We start from the raw sequence: 18,473 nt of genomic DNA on the forward strand, positions 1-18,473 counted from the left end.
GAGCACTCATGACTAAACCAATCATTTCAATCAATGATTTATCGGTGTACTTCAATAAGAAAAAAGCCCTCAATAACGTGACAATGGATTTCTATCCAAATGAAATCACAGCCCTTATCGGACCTTCAGGATCGGGAAAATCAACCTTGCTCCGTTCTATCAACCGAATGGGAGATTTAAACCCCGAGTGGACACTTACTGGTGCTGTTTCTTACAACGGTCACAATGTCTATAGTCCTAGAACAGATACTGTTGAGCTCAGAAAAGAAATCGGAATGGTCTTCCAACAACCTAACCCTTTTCCAATGTCAATCTATGAAAACGTTGTTTACGGACTTCGTATCAATGGTATCAAAGATAAGGCTGTCCTTGACAAAGCAGTAGAAGAGTCACTAAAAGGTGCTTCAATCTGGGAAGAGGTTAAAGACCGTCTCCATGACTCAGCACTTGGACTTTCAGGAGGGCAACAGCAACGTGTCTGTATTGCACGGGTACTTGCCACGTCTCCAAAGGTTATCCTTCTTGACGAACCAACGTCTGCCCTCGACCCTATCTCCGCTGGTAAGATTGAGGAAACCCTATATAACCTTAAAGACCAATATACCTTGCTACTTGTTACACGTTCTATGCAACAGGCAAGCCGTATCTCACAACGAACAGCCTTTTTCCTCGATGGAGAACTCATTGAGTATTCATCAACGAAAGACATGTTCCTAAATCCACAACATAAAGAAACAGAAGATTATATTACCGGTAAATTCGGTTAAGAAAGGACAGATTACTAAAACAATTATGATGTTACGAACACCCTTCGAAGAAGAATTAGAAAAACTCCACAACCAATTTTACGCTATGGGTACAGAGGTTGCAGCTCAGCTTAAGAAAGCTGTACGTGCCTTTATCAGCCATGATCGTGATTTGGCTAAGGAAGTCATTGAAAATGACGAAATCGTCAATAACTACGAAACCAAACTTGAGAAAAAATCGCTTGAAATTATCGCTCTTCAGCAACCTGTATCAAGTGATTTGCGAACAGTTATCACAGCGCTCAAAGCATCTAGTGACGTTGAACGCATGGGTGACCATGCCGTTGCTATTGCTCAAGCAACTATCCGCATTAAAGGTGAGGAACGCCTAACTGAAATTGAAGCTGAAATCAAGAAAATGGGGAAAGCAGTTCGCCACATGGTCGAAGATGCTCTAGATGTTTACTTGAACAGTGACGAAAAACGCGCTTATGAAATCGCAGCTTCAGATGAAATCATTGATAACTATTTCCGTGATATTCAAGCCATGACAGTAGAAGGTGTTCGCAAGAATCCTGATGCTGCCTTCGCTGCCAAAGAATATTTCCAAGTACTTATGTATTTGGAACGTATTGGTGACTATGCCCGCAATCTCTGTGAGTGGGTTGTCTACCTCAAGTCTGGGAAAATCATAGAACTGTAGGCAAAGCTTCCAATCTATGTTATAATGGGTCTGTATTGAATAATTCAGACTCTTTTCTTTTGCAAAAGAGTCTGATATCGAAACATATCTCAGTCTGTTTCGATACGAAAAGTTAGATTAGGAGTATATACGTATGACAGCATCTGTTGCTCGTTTTATCGAAAGTTTCATCCCTGAAAACTACAATCTTTTCTTGGACATTAATCGTTCTGAAAAGACCTTTACAGGGAATGTTGCCATCACAGGTGAAGCCCTTGATAACCATATCTCCCTTCACCAAAAAGACCTTACCATTAGTTCCGTTCTCTTGGATAATGAATCATTGAACTTCCAAATGGATGATGCTAACGAAGCCTTCCATATTGAACTTCCAGAGACCGGTGTTTTGACGCTTGTCATTGAATTCTCTGGTCGTATTACAGATAATATGACAGGGATTTACCCATCATATTACACCTACAATGGTGAGAAGAAAGAAATTATTTCAACGCAGTTTGAATCTCATTTTGCGCGTGAAGCCTTCCCATCAGTTGATGAACCAGAAGCCAAAGCGACTTTTGATTTCTCATTGAAATTTGATGCCGAAGAAGGCGATATCGCCTTGTCTAACATGCCTGAAATCAATAGCCATTTGCGTGAAGAAACTGGGGTTTGGACTTTTGAGACAACCCCTCGTATGTCTACATACCTCCTTGCCTTTGGTTTTGGAGCTCTTCAAGGAAAGACAGCGAAAACACAAAACGGAACTGAAGTTGGTGTCTTCGCTACAGTTGCACAAGCTGAAAATAGCGTTGACTTTGCCCTTGATATTGCAGTTCGTGTCATTGATTTCTACGAAGACTACTTCCAAGTCAAGTATCCTATCCCATTGTCATACCATCTCGCACTTCCTGACTTCTCAGCAGGTGCCATGGAAAACTGGGGACTTGTTACCTATCGTGAAGTTTACCTTCTTGTAGATGAAAATAGCTCAGCTACAAGTCGTCAACAAGTAGCTCTTGTGGTTGCCCACGAATTGGCTCACCAATGGTTCGGTAACCTTGTAACGATGAAATGGTGGGATGATCTCTGGCTTAACGAGAGCTTTGCCAATATGATGGAGTATGTCTCAGTAGACGCCATTGAACCTAGCTGGAACATCTTTGAAGATTTCCAAACAACTGGTGTGCCTCATGCTCTCCAACGTGATGCTACAGATGGTGTTCAGTCTGTCCACATGGAAGTTAATCATCCAGATGAGATTAACACCCTCTTTGATAGTGCTATCGTTTACGCTAAAGGTAGCCGCCTCATGCATATGCTTCGCCGTTGGTTAGGTGATGAAGCCTTCGCCAAAGGACTTAAAGCTTACTTCGAAAAGCACCAGTACAACAACACTATTGGACGTGACCTCTGGAATGCACTCTCTGATGCTTCTGGCAAAGATGTCTCTAGTTTCATGGATACTTGGTTGGAGCAACCAGGTTACCCTGTTGTTAGTGCAGAAGTTGTTGACGACACTCTTATTCTTAGTCAAAAACAATTCTTCATTGGTGAACATGAAGACAAAGGGCGTCTTTGGGAAATTCCATTGAACACAAATTGGAAAGGACTTCCAGACACACTCTCAGAAGAGCGTATTGAGATTCCAAATTATAGCCAGTTTGCTGCTGAAAATAATGGAGCTCTTCGCCTTAATACAGCAAATACGGCACATTACATCACAGACTACCAAGGACAACTCTTGGATCAACTCTTAGAGGAATTTGCTACCCTTGATACTGTAAGTAAACTTCAAATCTTACAGGAACGTCGTCTTCTTGCTGAAAGTGGTCGTATCTCCTATGCAAGCCTAGTGGCTCTTCTTGATCTTGTCGAAAAAGAAGAAAGCTTCTTGATTGCGCAAGCTAAGTCTCAAATCCTCGCTGGTTTGAAACGCTTTATCGATGAGGATACAGAAGCAGAAGTGCACTACAAAGCTTTGGTACGTCGTCAATTCCAAAACGACTTTGAACGTCTTGGTTTCGATGCCAAAGATGGAGAGTCAGATGAAGATGAAATGGTTCGTCAAACGGCACTTAGCTACTTGATTCAAGCAGACTATCAACCAGCAGTCCTTGCAGCTGCAAGTGTTTTCCAAGCTCATAAAGAAAACATTGAAAGCATCCCTGCAAGTGTCCGTGGTCTTGTTCTCATTAATCAAATGAAACAAGAAGACAGTCTTACCCTTGTTGAGGACTATGTCAACGCATACGTCACAACAAATGATAGTAACTTCCGTCGTCAATTAACTCAAGCAGTTTCATACCTTAAAAATCAAGAAGGTCTCGACTACGTGCTAGGTCAGCTTAAAGACAAACATGTCGTTAAACCTCAAGACTTATACCTCTGGTATATGAATTTCCTCAGCAAATCTTTTGCTCAAGAAACCGTTTGGAACTGGGCAAAAGATAACTGGGATTGGATTAAAGCAGCCCTTGGTGGTGATATGAGCTTTGATAGCTTTGTCAATATCCCAGCATCAATCTTTAAAACGCAAGAACGTCTTGATCAATATATTGCTTTCTTCGAGCCACAAACAAGTGATAAAGCCTTGGAACGTAATATCCTAATGGGAATTAAGACAATTGCTGCACGAGTAAACTTGATTGAAAAAGAAAAAGCAGCCGTTGAATCTGCTCTTAAAGATTATTAATAAGAAAAACAAGCTTTCCGTGAAGGAGAGTTTGTTTTTTGTATATGATAGTTTACATAAATATAGTTATGTATTTAAAGGGATAACAAAACGTCCTTAGCATAATTAAATTTATGTAAAATAAAAACAACCACTCCAAATAGGAATGGTTGGGATAGCCAATTATAAATTGTCTAGAGCATTTTTTTGTTCATCATTAACAATATGCGTATATAGATCAGTAACCTGAGTGGAAGCATGGCCAAGTTGATGACTCACTAAAACTTGAGACTTGGTAGCATCATAAAGGCGTGTTGCCAGAGTATGTCGAAGCTTGTGGGGAGTCACACGAATTTTGAAATCCTGAGAATATTTGGCAACCATCTTTTCGATACTTGAAGCATCAATACGGTTTGGAACCCCTCGATATTCCGTTAAAAAGAGGGCAACATCTTGCTTTTCAGCCTTATAGCGTTTATCACGTATACTGAGATAAGTTTCAAGATAGGGCTTTGCAAAACTTGCTACATTAACTGAGTCCCGTTTGCCACCTTTTCGAGTGACGTCGATGACCATCATTTTTAGATTGATATCTTTAAGGTCCAGATTAACAGCCTCAGAAAGTCGAACACCTGAAGCCAGCAGCAAGGCAATGATAGCTAAATCACGTTCTTTATTCTTATAAAACGATGATTTAGCGCGATTTGAGAGCTTGACTTCGTATTCATTTTCTACATAATCAAGGAATTCCATGGTTTCATCGCCTAGAAAGAGTTTCTGTTTGATATTCTCAGCACGTGCAGCTAGAGTTTCTTTCTTTTTCTTAGTAGAAACTTTTTTCATAACGTTACGATAGAAATACGGCTCACCGTCAGGACCCTCGACCTCCTCGGTTAAATACTTATAGAGACTAGATAGAGCTGAAAGTGTACGATTAATGGTCGTTTGAGAGACACCCTGTTTCTTGGAATAGGTATTCAAAGATGGACGTTCACGTAGATAAAGCACAAATGACTCCATATCTTTTTTAGTTAGATTTTCCAAGGTTTTGATGTCAATTGAGGCAATATCATCAGCATCTGAAATACCTGACTCAATCAACCAGTCAAAAAAGCGTTTATATTCCTTAAGGTATTCGTATAAGGTCGTAAAAGAATACGGTACTGATAGTTTAGACTGATAATACTCCAGAACAAACCAGGGCATTAGAGATTTGTATTCCTCAATTTTTTCGAGTAAGAGTTCACGTTTCATTTGTTTTTTCTCCAAAGTTACTTAATAGAAGTATATCACACCCTTATCTTTCTTTCAAGAAAATTACAGTTTTTCGGAAAGATGTTGTGAGGTTTTTTCTCTTAGAGGCTTTATAGGTTTATTATTCAGATATACAAAATACTACACTAAATCAATCATAAACTAAGTTTCTGACCCCATATAAAAATAGCTTTATTGTTCTTTGACTTTTAAAAATCTTTATAGCGTATTATTTACTTATAGAAATTTTCACAAGAAAAAACAACCTGGAGTTTTCCAGATTGTTCAAACAATGATTAAGCTACGATAGCTTTTGCAACCTCCTCAGTTGTCATACGTGAGAAATAATGTATTGTGTCAATGGTTTTAAGCTTAGCCAAGACATCTTCGTATTCGTAAGGTACACCGACCAGCAAGTCTTCAATATCAGATACATCTCCAATACCAAAGAAATCTCCGTAAATCTTAACAGATTTAATGATAGAATTTTCAACATTGGCATAGGTTGAGATTTTACCAGCTGGGTAACGAACATTACGTTCTACTGTGTATTCTGGTGATTGACCGTATGTCCAGTCCCAGGTATTGAATTGCTTCTCATAAGACTCTTGAATTTTAGCCAATTCGTCTTCAGAAAGGACGTATTCGGTCATGTCAGGGTAAAATTCCTTCATTTTTTCCAAGATCTTATCTGAGAATTCATTTACAGTGATTTTTTCTGGTAATTCATCTACGATGTTTGTTACACGAGCTCGTACAGATTTAACACCTTTTGATTCAATTTTGTCTTTGCTGACTTTGAGGGCTTGGCCAAGAACGGACATATCAACGTCAAAGAGCAAGCAACCATGGTGCATCATACGACCTTTATAGTAAGCTTGAGCATTTCCACAGAACTTTTTGCCGTCGATTTCAAGGTCATTACGGCCAGTAAACTCAGCCTTAACTCCCAAATCAGCAAGTGTTGCGATTACAGGTTGAGAGAAAGTCTTAAAGTCAAAAGCACCTTCATCTGCCTTGTTAGAGATGATAGTATAATTGAGGTTATTCAAATCGTGATAAACAGCGCCACCACCAGACAAACGACGAACGACCTTGATACCATGAGCATCTGTATATTCTTTGTTAATCTCTTGAATGGTATTTTGGTGTTTACCAACAATGATAGCTGGACGGTTAATCCAAAGAATGAACAATTCATCTTCATTCACCAATTCACGAAAGGCATAGGCTTCCAAAGCAATATTATAGGCAGGATCATTTGATATGTTTACGATATATTTCATGAGGTCTCCTCTTGTAATGTGATACTTATATTATAAAGAAAAACGGTGACAAAGTACACGAAGACGCCTTAGGTATAAGGATTTTCATGATATAATAGTAAAAAATATATGGGGAGTTTTAGAATGTTACAAAATCCTAGTAAATTAAGTCTCTATTTCTCGAGGCTAACCAGTAAAATAAATAAAAAGGTCAAAATAGCATTTACTCTGCTTCTTTTTGTTGCTCTTGGAATGTTTCTCTATAATGCCTACCAAAGAGCTTATAAGCCTTATCTCTACGATAAAAACAATTACTATTACAAGGCCTATAATTACAGCGTTGAGAAGATAAAACCTCAAAGAAAAGTTGTCAAAGATATTGAGATAGAGGTCTTCCACTTCGGAAAAGACGATTTCCCTGATAATCTGTCTACATATAAGGTCGGCCATTATATCGATAAAGGAATTGATCCCCGCAGACTTCTATTGCATATCACTTTTACTGATAAGACCAAAATCACTTTACCATTTGGACAGGTGACTTCTACTGAAAACTTTTTCGACCGTTATGAACGCTATTTTGACCGTAAAGTTTTTGAGGTTGGTCCGGGTTTTGATGAAGAATGGTGTTCGAATGCAGAGAATTACAGACAAATGATTGAGCGCTTCCCTGGATTACATGATAAAACAATGGATGCCGACTTCGAGTTATATCTAAGGGACTTCCTATTTATGATAGTTCCTGGTGATACCCTCTACCAAACTGGTGCTGTCAAAGATGGTGTTAGTAAATACCACTTTCAGTTGAAAAATCCTAAATCAGGAAAAATGCAAAGCTATATTATCTACGGAAATGAAGGAGACATCCCACTCTGGGATTGGCAGGCTCCCTTTGTTACCTTTGATAAGGATTTTGCTAACAAGGAAAGAATTCAGGAATTCTTCGATGACTACGATATTAGAGAGTATGGAAATTATTGGGATGGCATGTACAATATACAATTTCCTCATTTAAATTCTTTTAGAGGTGATGGGTATAACTTTTATAAAATGGCCTTTTACTCAGATAAGTTTACAAATTTCCCACTGAGCCTTGATTTAACAGGTAAGAGCGAGGATTTTAAGATTACCATTACAGATTCTTACCTACAAGAAGAATCAAGAACTGCAAAAAATGAAATCCATTATCTAAAATACTCAACATCTAAAACTTATGATTCATCAAATAAAGAAGCCTATATGAATGATATATTGCACCAATACCTAAATTAACAGAATTTAATTTAGGTAAACACAGTTAATTTATCTATTGGCTGTGTTTTTTCATGCAAAAAAACAAGACCATTTCTGATCTTGTTTTTCTTCTATGCAACTAGAATATTATTTTGTGTGCCAGATGTCTTTGTCATACTGTTCGATTGTACGGTCAGATGAGAAGAATCCTGCTTCAGCAATGTTGTAAACAACTTTTTTGTTCCATGCATCTTGATCTTCGTAAGCTGCGTATACTTCTTCTTTCTTGTCGATGTATTCAGCCAAGTCAATCAATGTCATGAACCAGTCTTTAGAGATAAGTTCTTTGTGGAGACGTTCCAAGCGTTCTTTATCTCCAACTTTAACGAGGTCTTCGCTTACGATAAAGTCAACAGCTGCTTTGATGTTAGCATCTTTTTCGTAGTAATCACGTGATACATAACCTTCTTTTTCGTAAAGGTCGATGATTGTATCAGAGTCTTTACCGAATGTGAAGATGTTTTCTGGTCCTACCAATTCAGCAATCTCAACGTTGGCACCGTCCATCGTACCAAGTGTAAGGGCACCGTTAAGCATGAATTTCATGTTACCTGTACCTGAAGCTTCTTTAGAAGCCAATGAGATTTGTTCTGAGATATCTGTTGCTGGGATAAGGTGTTCAGCAACTGTTACGTTGTAGTTTTCAACCAAGTGAACGTTGAGGTATTTGCTTACTTCTGGATCATTGTTGATGAGTTCAGAAAGTGACAAGATTAAGTGGATAATGTCTTGAGCAATAACGTAGGCAGGAGCTGCTTTACCACCAAAGATGATAGTGATTTTACGTTTTGGAAGGTTTCCTTTTTTGATTTCCAAGTATTTGTGGATGACATACAAAGCGTTCATTTGTTGACGTTTGTATTCGTGGAAACGTTTGATTTGTGTATCAATGATTGAGTTTTCATCAAGATCGATACCTTTGTTGGCTTTAAGATAACGTTTAAGTGACAACTTGTTATCATATTTGATTTGAGCCAAACGTTTGTGAACTGCTGGATCATCTGCAAAGGCAGCCAATTTTTCCAATTGAGTTGCGTCAGTAAGGTAACCATCACCAATCAATTCTTTGATGTAGTCAGCAAGTTCTTGGTTTGAGAATTCCAACCAACGACGGAATGTAATACCGTTTGTTTTGTTGTTGAAGCGTTCTGGGTAAAGGTCGTAGAATGGTTTCAACTCAGAAGCTTTAAGGATTTCTGTGTGAAGTGCTGCTACACCGTTAACACTTGTAGAGAAGTGGATGTCCATGTGTGCCATGTGAACACGGTTGTGTTCGTCAATGATTTGAACACGTGGATCTTCGAATTTTTCACGAACGATAGCATCCAATTTCTTGATGATAACAACAAGGTGTGGAACGACTTCTTCAAGGTAGTCAAGAGGCCATTTTTCAAGGGCTTCAGCCAAGATAGTGTGGTTTGTGTAACCAACCATTTTGCTTACGATTGCTACTGCTTCATCAAATTCAAATCCATGTTTTTCTGTCAAAAGTCGGATCAATTCTGGAATTACCATTGATGGGTGAGTATCGTTGATTTGTACATAAGCGTAATCTGGAAGGTCGTGAAGGTTAGAACCACGTTCGATAGCTTCGTCAATCAAAAGTTGAGCAGCGTTTGATACCATGAAGTATTGTTGGTAAATACGCAAGAGCTCACCTTTACGAGTTGAATCATCTGGGTAAAGGAAAAGTGTCAAGTTCTTTTCGATTTCGTCTTGATCAAAAGTGATTCCCTTTTCAATCAAACCGTAATCCAAACCATTGATATCGAAGAGGTTAAGGTAGTTCTTAGTTTCTTTCTTGTAACCCAAGATATCCAAGCGGTCCAAACGTGATTTCAATGTGAAGTTTTTGAATGGAACATCATAAGAGATATCAGTTGGTACCAACCATGATTGATCTTCAATCCAGTAGTTTGGTTCTGCATCTTGTTTGTTATCTTTGAAGACTTGTTTGAAAAGACCACAGTGGTAGTTAAGACCAACACCTTCACCGTTGATGCCAAGTGTTGCCATAGAGTCGATGAAACATGAAGCCAAACGACCCAAACCACCGTTACCAAGAGATGGTTCTGGTTCAACGTCTTCAACTTCGCTGATTGATTTACCAGCAGCAGCCAACTCAGCTTTAACATCTTTGTAGATGCCCAAGTTGATCAAGTTGTTAGACAAAAGTTTACCAATCAAGAACTCAGCTGAGATGTAGTAAACTTTACGTTTGCTATCGTTTTTAGGTTTTGGAGCAGCTGCTTCTTTTACGAATTCCAACAAAAGGTAGTAGATTTCTTCGTTTGAAAGGTCCTTAAGATTTTTGTTTTTTGCTTCAACATATTGTGTAAATGTAGCCATTTTAGTTATTACCTCGATTATATCTTTCTGTAATGTCTGTCAAAAATTCTTTCTTGTCTACAGTGATTTCACCTGGGAGCATACGCCATTTCCAGTTTTCACCAACTGTGTTAGGGAAGTTTGTACGGCTATTTTCAGGTTTATCAAGGATATCCTGCATAGTCGCAATAGCAGTGTTGCTTACTGTAGCAAAGAGTGTGCGAAGAAGAGCACGTGTGATTGGTTCACCTTGACGACGGTTGATGTAAGCATCAGTGTAATCACGTTGCTCTTGCGTCAAGTTGTCGTACCAACCATTGATTACTTCATTATCGTGTGTACCTGTGTAAGCAACTGAATGTTGTGTGTATACGTGAGGAATGTCAATGCTGTTTCCAGTAGTATCGTAGAAACCAAATTGAACAATCTTCATTCCAGGGTAACCACAGTCTGCAAGAAGTTTACGTGTCTTATCATCAATGTTACCAAGGTCTTCGGCAATGATTTTAAGATCACCCAATTCTTCTTTGACCACTTTGAAGAGGTCATAACCAGGTCCAGGAACCCATTCACCATTTTCAGCAGTTTCATCTCCACCAGGAATTTCCCAGAAGTCAGAGAAACCTTTGAAGTGGTCGATACGCAAGTAATCATAAAGTTTGAATGATTCTTGAATACGGAATACCCACCAAGCATAGTTTTCTGCTTTATGTTTATCCCAAGCATAGATTGGGTTACCCCAAAGTTGACCAGTAGCTGAGAAGTTATCTGGTGGAACTCCGGCAATGTAACGTGGTTTACATTCAGCATCTAGTTTGAAGAGGTGTGGTTGTGTCCAAACTTCAACACTATCAGCTGAGATGTAGATTGGCATGTCACCAATGATTTGAATACCATTTTTGTTAGCATAGGCTTTAAGTTCTGCCCATTGGCTAAAGAAGAGGTATTGCACTACTTGGTGGTAAGTGATGACATCAGCAAGTTCTTTGCGAAGTTTTTCAAGAGTTGCTTCATCACGTTTAACCGCTTTTTTATCATCCCAATCTTGAAGGGCTTTGTTATCAAAGTATTCTTTGAAAGCCATGAAGTCAGCATAATCTGCCAACCAGTTAGCATTTTCAGTTTTGAAAGCTTCAAACTTCTTAGCTTCTTTCTTATCTGCCAAGATTGCTTTGACTGCTTTTTCAAGAAGTGGGCGACGTGCTTCATAAACTTTAGCATAGTCGATAAACTCTGGATCTGATCCAAAGTCAGCGCCTTTAACATCAGCTTTAGTTAGAAACTTGTCACGAATAAGGAAATCCAAATCGATGAAGTGTGTGTTCCCCGCTACCGCAGAGAATGATTGATAAGGTGAGTCCCCATAACTTGTTGTAGTAAGTGGCAAGATCTGCCAGTATGTTTGTTTTGTTTCTTTCAAGAAATCAACAAAGTCATAGGCTGCTTGACCGAAAGATCCGATCCCGTAGTCACCTGGAAGTGATGTGATGTGCATCAATACACCGCTTGCTCGTTTGTTCATAAAGTTTACCTCAAATTATTTTTTACACTTATGATTATAATGCAAACGTTTGCACAAGTCAAGAATTTTTAGCAAAAAAATAGAAATTTTTTTATATCTTTTTTAAAAAACATTCGTAAAACAAGCGCTTTCAAGCAATAATGACTTCTAGCTGAGTGATAAAGAAACTCTAGTTTTTTAAGTAGTTATCTAATAATAAAAAAAGTGGTTGGTAACTTAATACCAACCAGGTCAATATAGCATTATTAGACTTTATCTATTTGTGACACTTTCTCTTTCAATGAGTTTAAATGGGATAGTCACTTTCTCTGACTTAGTTTTAGCGTCTTTGAGAAGAGCCAAGAGTCTCAAGACACTTTTCTTTCCAAGTTCTTGAATATTAATGTCAAATGTGGTCAAGAAAGGATGCATGATTTCTGCAAAAGTCGAATTATTGAAAGAAATAATTGCAAAATCTTCAGGAACTCTAAATCCTTGATTGTTTAGCCATTGAATAAGACGAAGGGCGATAAGGTCATCCTTAACAATCAAAGCTGTCGGAGAAAATCTTTCCAATTCTTTCTTTAAATCCTCGATTGTTCGTGCTGAAAAGACAAGTTCAGGTAGGACATCCAAATTTTGTTCTTCTGCTACTTCCTTATACCCTTGATAACGTTCCTGCCCTACTTGTCCAAAAAGATCATCTGTGACAAAACCAATCTTTCGGTGCCCTTTTGTCTGGAGGTAATTTACAGCTTCACGTCCTAATTCCTTATTATCATTATCAATATAGGTTACTTTATTTTCATTATCCACTGCTGCTCCGACCACTACGAAAGGTACTTTTGCTTTTAATAGGTAATCTTTAACAGGATCTTTCTTTTCTGAATAGAGGATTATAAAGCCATCTGCCCGTTTTTGACGATGCATGAGCTCAACTTGTTTAACTAATTCCTCTAGCGTTGCTCCCGTAGCAATACTAACGACCTGAGAATGACAACTAGCTTCTTCATTGATTGCTGTTAGAATCTCCATATAGAAGGGCTGGCTGATATTTTCTCGGTCAGTTAAAGGAGGAAGAACAACCCCTAAACTATGCGTTAAGCCTGTTGCCAACATTTGTGCTGCTGAGTTGGGTACATAACCTAATTCTTCCATAGCTGCTCTTACTTTTAGTTTGGTTTCTTCTGATATCGCAGGGTTATCCTTTAATGTCCTACTTACCGTTGATGGGCTGACACCAGCCTTCTTAGCAACATCCTTAATTGTAGCCATTATATCCCTCTCATTCTCATAAATATTTTTATAGTCGAAAATTATAAGAACAATTATAAACTAAACAGGCGATTTTTGCAATCGTTTGCAAAAAGTTAAAAATTTTTTTATAAAATACTTGACAGATTGTGGAAACGGTTGCGTAATGTTTATCGTAAACTAAATTTCTGGAGGAAATAGAAATGAAAAAATGGCAAAAGGTATTACTTGGTAGTGCTGGATTACTTGTGGCTGGATCGCTCTTGGTAGCTTGTGGTTCAAACTCAAGCAAGAGCTCAAGCTCAGATAGTAAGACTTTGAAACTTTGGGTACCAACTGGTGCTAAGAAATCTTACTCAGATACAGTAGCACAGTTTGAAAAGAAATCTGGTTACAAAGTTGATATGGTTGAAATGGAAGATCCAAATGCTCAAGAAAACTTGACTAAGGACGCTTCTACTGCTGCAGATGTCTTCTCACTTCCACATGACCAACTTGGTAAATTGGTAGACGCTGGAGCTATCCAAGAAATCCCTGAGCAATACTCAAAAGAAATTGCTGAGCAAGATACTGAACAAGCTGCTGTAGGTGCTCAATACAAAGGTAAAACTTACGCCTTCCCATACGGTATCGAAACACAAGTTACATACTACAACAAATCTAAACTTAATGAAGAAGATGTGAAATCATACGAAACAATCACTTCTAAAGCTAAATTTGGTAGCAACTTGAAAGAAGTTAACGCTTATGTAACTGCTCCTCTCTTCCTTTCAGTTGGTGACACACTCTTTGGTCCTAACGGTGAAGATGTGAAAGGTACTAACTGGGGTAACGAAGCTGGTGTGAATGTTCTTAAGTTCATCGCAGCTCAAAAAGACAATAAAGGATTTGTCAATGTCGATTCAGCTAACATGATGGCTAAATTCGAAGATGGTTCTGTTGATGCTTTCCAATCAGGACCATGGGACTACGCTGCAGCTGCTAAAGCTGTTGGTAAAGACAATCTTGGTGTTGCTGTTTACCCAACAGTTAATATCGGTGGTCAAGATGTTCAACAAAAAGCCTTCATGGGTGTTAAACTTTACGCTGTTAACCAAACACCATCTAAAGGTAACGCTGAACGTATCGCTGCTTCTTACCAATTGGCACAAGCTTTGACAAGCAAAGACAGTCAAAACAACCAATTCACTAATGAAGACCGTCACATCATCCCAGCTAACAAAGAAGTTCAAGCTTCTGAAGCTGTTCAAAAGGATGCTCTTGCACAAGCTGTAATCACTATGGGTTCATCTGATCAGTACACAACTGTTATGCCTAAACTTAGTCAAATGTCAGTCTTCTGGACTGAAAGTGCTGCTCTTATGAGTGATGCATATAACGGTAAAATCAAGGAAGACCAATTCCTTACTAAATTACAACAATTTGATAAAGATTTGGCAGCAGCTAAATAAGAATCCTAACTATGAGAAGGTAAAGAGGCAGGTCAGGTTCCTAGCCTCTTTATCTATCACTAATTAAATATTTATCTGAGGAGATATCTATGTCACAAACAATCTACGACACAACTCCTATGCGCCAGGTCTTCAAAGAAGGTACATGGGATGTCAAATTATCCTTTCTGGTAATGGGATTGGCAAACTTGGTCAACAAACAGTTCACCAAGGGCTTGCTCTTCCTCCTTTCTGAGATTGCCTTCTTAGTAGCCTTCGTTATCCAAATTATCCCTGCACTTAAAGGGATGATTACCTTGGGGACTCAAGAACAGGGTGAGGCTATTAAAGAGGTTAATGGGGTTAAGCTTACTGTTCAGGTCGCTGGAGATAACTCTATGCTCTTGTTGATTTTTGGACTTGCATCATTAATCTTCTGTGCAGTTTTCGCTTATATTTACTGGTGTAACCTTAAGAGTGCTCGTCATCTCATGGCTCTCAAACAATCTGGACGTAAAGTTCCTAACTTTGTTGAAGACTTCAAGACCTTGGCCGATGGTCGTTTCCACATGGGACTTATGACTGTCCCATTGATTGGAGTTTTGCTCTTCACAATCTTGCCTTTGATCTACATGATTTGTTTGGCCTTTACTAACTTTGACCACAATCACCCAGCACCTAAATCACTCTTTGACTGGGTTGGTTTCTCAAGTTTTGGTGAAGTTTTACAAGGTCGTATGGCTGGTACTTTCTTCCCACTTTTGACATGGACCTTGATTTGGGCAGTTGCTGCAACAGCAACAACTTTCTTCTTCGGTATTGTCCTTGCTCTCTTGCTCAACACTAAGGGGCTTAAATTCAAGAAAGTATGGCGTACACTCTTTGTTATCACTATCGCCGTTCCACAGTTCGTATCCCTTCTTTTGATGCGTAACTTCCTTAATGACCATGGTCCTTTGAATGGTTTGCTTCAAACCTTGCATCTCACTAATGGACCAATTCCATTCTTGACTGACCCTCTCTGGGCTAAGTTCTCTATTATCTTTGTAAATATGTGGATTGGTATTCCGTTCACAATGTTGGTTGCAACTGGTATCATCATGAACTTGCCAACTGAGCAGATCGAAGCTGCTGAAATTGATGGAGCAAGCAAATTCCAAATCTTCAAGAGCATCACTTTCCCACAAATTCTCTTGATTATGGCACCATCATTGATTCAACAATTCATCGGTAATATCAATAACTTCAACGTTATCTACTTCCTTACTGGTGGTGGACCTACTAACTCTGAATACTATCAAGCGGGTTCAACTGACCTCTTGGTAACTTGGCTCTACAAACTGACTGTTAGCGCTAAAGACTACAACTTGGCATCTGTTATCGGTATCTTGATTTTCGCCATCTCTGCAACATTCAGTCTCTTGGCCTACACAAGATCATCTTCATTCAAGGAAGGGGCTGCTAAATAATGAAACGTAAGAAAAATCTTTACCTAACTGGTACTTATATTCTATTGACAGTTCTAGCTGTTATCTGGTTGATTCCTATTATTTGGATCTTCCTTACAAGTTTTCGTGGTGAAGGAGCTAATGCAGTGCCTTACTTCTTCCCTAAGACTTACACTTTTAATAACTACATTAAACTGTTTACCAGCGATGCTTATCCATTTGGAAAATGGTTCATCAATACCTTCATCGTTGCCACATGTACATGTATCCTCTCAACTTTAATTACCGTAGGTATGGCCTACTCACTTAGCCGTATTAAATTCAAACACAGAAATGGCTTCTTGAAATTGGCACTCGTACTTAACATGTTCCCTGGATTCATGTCAATGATTGCGGTCTACTACATTTTGAAGGCCCTCAATTTGACACAAACCTTGACATCTTTGGTCTTGGTATATTCTGCAGGGGCAGCTCTTGGTTTCTACATTGCTAAAGGTTTCTTTGATACCATTCCTTACTCATTGGATGAATCAGCAATGATTGATGGGGCAACTCGTCTTCAAATCTTCACTAAGATTACCTTGCCACTTTCTAAACCAATCATCGTCTACACTGCCCTCATGGCCTTCATGGGACCTTGGGTAGACTTCATCTTTGCATCTGTTATCCTCGGCGACGTTAAAGATAAATATACGGTTGCCCTTGGACTCTATCAAATGCTTAACCAAGACGCTATCAATGAATGGTTCCTTCCATTTACCGCAGGTGCTATTATCATCGCCATCCCAATCACCCTTCTCTTTATCTTCATGCAAAAATACTATGTTGAAGGTGTAACCGGCGGATCAGTTAAATAATAAAGGATAAATGATATGACAACTCTTAAACTGGATAAAATTTATAAAAAATACCCAAATGCAACTCACTACTCTGTCGAAGATTTCAGTATCGATATCAAAGACAAGGAATTCATCGTTTTCGTAGGTCCTTCAGGATGTGGTAAATCAACAACTCTCCGTATGGTTGCTGGTCTCGAAGAAATCACAGAAGGTAAACTCTATATCGATGGTGAAGTGGTTAATGACAAATCACCAAAAGATCGTGACATTGCCATGGTATTCCAAAACTACGCACTTTACCCTCACATGACTGTTTATGAAAATATGGCCTTTGGTCTTAAACTTCGTAAATATAAAAAAGACGATATCGACAAACGTGTCCGTGAAGCTGCTGCCAGCCTTGGTTTGACAGAGTTCTTAGATCGTAAGCCTGCAGACCTATCTGGTGGTCAACGTCAACGTGTAGCTATGGGACGTGCCATCGTTCGTGATGCTAAAGTCTTCCTCATGGATGAACCTCTCTCAAACTTGGATGCTAAGCTTCGTGTGACCATGCGTGCTGAAATTGCTAAAATTACTCGTAATATTGGCGCAACAACCATCTACGTAACCCACGACCAAACAGAAGCTATGACTCTTGCTGACCGTATCGTTATCATGAGTTCTACTAAAAACCCTGATGGTTCTGGTACTATCGGTCGTATCGAACAAATTGGTACCCCTCAAGAACTTTATAATGAGCCAGCCAATAAATTTGTTGCCGGATTCATCGGAAGTCCTGCTATGAACTTCTTCAATGTCAAAGTTGATGGCAACCGTATCACTAACTCTGAAGGTTTGGATATTGCAATCTCTGAAGGTCAAGCTAAAATCTTGAAAGAAACTGGTTATCAAGGCAAGGAAGTTATCTTTGGTATCCGTCCTGAAGATGTTTCAAGCCGTCCAATCGTTCAAGAAGTCTATCCAGATGCCAATGTAGATGCTGAAGTCGTCGTTTCAGAGCTTCTTGGTGCAGAAACAATGCTCTACCTAAAACTTGGAGAAACTGAGTTTGCTGCCCGTGTTGATGCGCGTGACTTCCATAATCCAGGTGAAAAAGTTAACCTTACTTTCAACGTTGCTAAAGGTCACTTCTTCGACGCTGAAACAGAAAAACGTATCAGTTTGTAAGATAAAAAAATCAGCTCAAGTGGCTGATTTTTTGTTTGGCATGATTAACCTACATTCTAACAGTACTTCCTATCACTCACTAAACATATCTCTTTCAATCTATGATATAATATCCTTTGGCACCTCGACACCGCCTACGAAGGGAGGTGAGTTTGCCTATGATGGATTTACTATTCAAAACTATCATCGGACCTATTGTGGTCGGTGTTATCCTTCGTCTGATCGACAAGTGGTTAAACAAGGATAGATAGTGCTAAAAAAGACCCCGAGCTTATGTGGAAGTTAGCTTGGGGTCTTTTCTTGCCTATGATATAGACTTACTATTCAATACAAGTGTATTATGTCATAAAAGCTTAGAATTGTCAAGAAACTTGAAGGTAACCTTTAGATAGAGATCTTAGTCTTTAGTCTTGTCTTCTTCGTCTTTTTTATCATTATCTGTCTTATTTACGGCTGCTTTAAACTCGGCTAGCATTTTACCGATAGATTGTCCGAGTTCTGGCAAGCGTTTAGGACCAAAGATGAGGAGGGCACCTAGGACGATAATGGTAAGTCCTGGAGCTCCGATATCACGTAGAATTCCCATGAG

The 18,473-nt window shown here is 38.9% G+C and carries 15 protein-coding genes; 9 read left to right on the forward strand and 6 right to left on the reverse strand.

The window, feature by feature from the left end; genetic code table 11:
- Positions 1 to 8: 8 nt before the first annotated feature.
- The 3 genes from pstB (at position 9) to V471_RS07845 (ending at position 4,123) form a co-directional block, all read left to right on the forward strand.
- Complete coding sequence (pstB, locus tag V471_RS07835) at positions 9 to 767, forward strand: phosphate ABC transporter ATP-binding protein PstB (RefSeq protein ID WP_070656235.1); 759 nt, start codon at positions 9 to 11, stop codon at positions 765 to 767.
- Between the two features lie 28 nt (positions 768 to 795).
- Entirely contained in the window at positions 796 to 1,449 is a 654-nt protein-coding gene (gene phoU, locus V471_RS07840; RefSeq protein WP_021146873.1) for a phosphate signaling complex protein PhoU, read from the forward strand.
- Positions 1,450 to 1,582: 133 nt separating this feature from the next.
- Positions 1,583 to 4,123, forward strand: coding sequence for a M1 family metallopeptidase (locus V471_RS07845; RefSeq protein ID WP_084871373.1), 2,541 nt, complete (start codon positions 1,583 to 1,585; stop codon positions 4,121 to 4,123).
- Between the two features lie 162 nt (positions 4,124 to 4,285).
- Here the strand turns inward: V471_RS07845 and xerS are convergent, their stop codons facing one another.
- Positions 4,286 to 5,356, reverse strand: a complete 1,071-nt coding sequence (gene xerS / locus V471_RS07850; RefSeq protein WP_045001736.1) for a tyrosine recombinase XerS — start codon at positions 5,354 to 5,356, stop codon at positions 4,286 to 4,288.
- A 296-nt stretch (positions 5,357 to 5,652) separates the two neighbouring features.
- Positions 5,653 to 6,642, reverse strand: coding sequence for a lipoate--protein ligase (locus V471_RS07855; protein WP_084871374.1), 990 nt, complete (start codon positions 6,640 to 6,642; stop codon positions 5,653 to 5,655).
- A 231-nt stretch (positions 6,643 to 6,873) separates the two neighbouring features.
- Between V471_RS07855 and V471_RS07860 the strand changes: the two genes are divergently transcribed.
- The gene (locus tag V471_RS07860) at positions 6,874 to 7,893 is read left to right on the forward strand and encodes a hypothetical protein (protein WP_231910676.1); all 1,020 of its coding nucleotides are present in this window, start codon (positions 6,874 to 6,876) and stop codon (positions 7,891 to 7,893) included.
- A 108-nt stretch (positions 7,894 to 8,001) separates the two neighbouring features.
- On the opposite strand, the gene glgP is transcribed toward V471_RS07860, so the two are convergent.
- The 3 genes from glgP to V471_RS07875 all read right to left on the reverse strand — a co-directional run bounded on the left by glgP (position 8,002) and on the right by V471_RS07875 (position 13,018).
- Positions 8,002 to 10,263: a glycogen/starch/alpha-glucan family phosphorylase gene (glgP, locus tag V471_RS07865; RefSeq protein WP_084871375.1), complete on the reverse strand. Its 2,262-nt coding sequence runs from the start codon at positions 10,261 to 10,263 to the stop codon at positions 8,002 to 8,004.
- A gap of 1 nt (position 10,264) precedes the next feature.
- Positions 10,265 to 11,764: a 4-alpha-glucanotransferase gene (malQ, locus tag V471_RS07870; protein WP_045772428.1), complete on the reverse strand. Its 1,500-nt coding sequence runs from the start codon at positions 11,762 to 11,764 to the stop codon at positions 10,265 to 10,267.
- 252 nt (positions 11,765 to 12,016) lie between these two features.
- Positions 12,017 to 13,018, reverse strand: a complete 1,002-nt coding sequence (locus V471_RS07875) for a LacI family DNA-binding transcriptional regulator (protein ID WP_084871376.1) — start codon at positions 13,016 to 13,018, stop codon at positions 12,017 to 12,019.
- Between the two features lie 182 nt (positions 13,019 to 13,200).
- On the opposite strand from V471_RS07875, the gene V471_RS07880 reads away from it, so the two are divergent.
- The 5 genes from V471_RS07880 (at position 13,201) to V471_RS07900 (ending at position 18,135) form a co-directional block, all read left to right on the forward strand.
- Positions 13,201 to 14,448 carry an extracellular solute-binding protein gene (locus tag V471_RS07880; RefSeq protein WP_002884898.1) on the forward strand — a complete coding sequence of 416 codons (1,248 nt, stop codon included), beginning with the start codon at positions 13,201 to 13,203 and terminating at the stop codon, positions 14,446 to 14,448.
- Positions 14,449 to 14,537: 89 nt separating this feature from the next.
- A complete protein-coding gene (locus V471_RS07885; RefSeq protein WP_002885067.1) occupies positions 14,538 to 15,896 on the forward strand; it encodes a carbohydrate ABC transporter permease in 1,359 nt (452 codons plus the stop codon).
- The gene (locus V471_RS07890; RefSeq protein WP_004182537.1) at positions 15,896 to 16,732 is read left to right on the forward strand and encodes a sugar ABC transporter permease; all 837 of its coding nucleotides are present in this window, start codon (positions 15,896 to 15,898) and stop codon (positions 16,730 to 16,732) included. Before V471_RS07885 ends, V471_RS07890 begins: the two co-directional genes overlap by 1 nt.
- Positions 16,733 to 16,747: 15 nt before the next feature.
- Positions 16,748 to 17,884 carry an ABC transporter ATP-binding protein gene (locus V471_RS07895; protein WP_002884983.1) on the forward strand — a complete coding sequence of 379 codons (1,137 nt, stop codon included), beginning with the start codon at positions 16,748 to 16,750 and terminating at the stop codon, positions 17,882 to 17,884.
- A 158-nt stretch (positions 17,885 to 18,042) separates the two neighbouring features.
- Positions 18,043 to 18,135: a type I toxin-antitoxin system Fst family toxin gene (locus V471_RS07900; protein ID WP_004182539.1), complete on the forward strand. Its 93-nt coding sequence runs from the start codon at positions 18,043 to 18,045 to the stop codon at positions 18,133 to 18,135.
- 146 nt (positions 18,136 to 18,281) lie between these two features.
- Here the strand turns inward: V471_RS07900 and V471_RS07905 are convergent, their stop codons facing one another.
- Positions 18,282 to 18,470, reverse strand: a complete 189-nt coding sequence (locus V471_RS07905) for a twin-arginine translocase TatA/TatE family subunit (protein WP_084871377.1) — start codon at positions 18,468 to 18,470, stop codon at positions 18,282 to 18,284.
- Positions 18,471 to 18,473: the final 3 nt, after the last annotated feature.

Source organism: Streptococcus salivarius (assembly GCF_002094975.1).
GTDB lineage: Bacteria > Bacillota > Bacilli > Lactobacillales > Streptococcaceae > Streptococcus > Streptococcus salivarius_D.

Coding starts and splice junctions, on each gene's coding strand:
- V471_RS07845 (WP_084871373.1), top strand. CDS start 1,583: ATGACAGCATCTGTTGCTCGTTTTATCGAAAGTTTCATCCCTGAAAAC.
- pstB (WP_070656235.1), top strand. CDS start 9: ATGACTAAACCAATCATTTCAATCAATGATTTATCGGTGTACTTCAAT.
- V471_RS07905 (WP_084871377.1), bottom strand. CDS start 18,470: ATGGGAATTCTACGTGATATCGGAGCTCCAGGACTTACCATTATCGTC.
- V471_RS07895 (WP_002884983.1), top strand. CDS start 16,748: ATGACAACTCTTAAACTGGATAAAATTTATAAAAAATACCCAAATGCA.
- V471_RS07890 (WP_004182537.1), top strand. CDS start 15,896: ATGAAACGTAAGAAAAATCTTTACCTAACTGGTACTTATATTCTATTG.
- V471_RS07880 (WP_002884898.1), top strand. CDS start 13,201: ATGAAAAAATGGCAAAAGGTATTACTTGGTAGTGCTGGATTACTTGTG.
- malQ (WP_045772428.1), bottom strand. CDS start 11,764: ATGAACAAACGAGCAAGCGGTGTATTGATGCACATCACATCACTTCCA.
- phoU (WP_021146873.1), top strand. CDS start 796: ATGTTACGAACACCCTTCGAAGAAGAATTAGAAAAACTCCACAACCAA.
- V471_RS07885 (WP_002885067.1), top strand. CDS start 14,538: ATGTCACAAACAATCTACGACACAACTCCTATGCGCCAGGTCTTCAAA.
- V471_RS07860 (WP_231910676.1), top strand. CDS start 6,874: ATGTTTCTCTATAATGCCTACCAAAGAGCTTATAAGCCTTATCTCTAC.
- V471_RS07855 (WP_084871374.1), bottom strand. CDS start 6,642: ATGAAATATATCGTAAACATATCAAATGATCCTGCCTATAATATTGCT.
- V471_RS07900 (WP_004182539.1), top strand. CDS start 18,043: ATGATGGATTTACTATTCAAAACTATCATCGGACCTATTGTGGTCGGT.
- xerS (WP_045001736.1), bottom strand. CDS start 5,356: ATGAAACGTGAACTCTTACTCGAAAAAATTGAGGAATACAAATCTCTA.
- glgP (WP_084871375.1), bottom strand. CDS start 10,263: ATGGCTACATTTACACAATATGTTGAAGCAAAAAACAAAAATCTTAAG.
- V471_RS07875 (WP_084871376.1), bottom strand. CDS start 13,018: ATGGCTACAATTAAGGATGTTGCTAAGAAGGCTGGTGTCAGCCCATCA.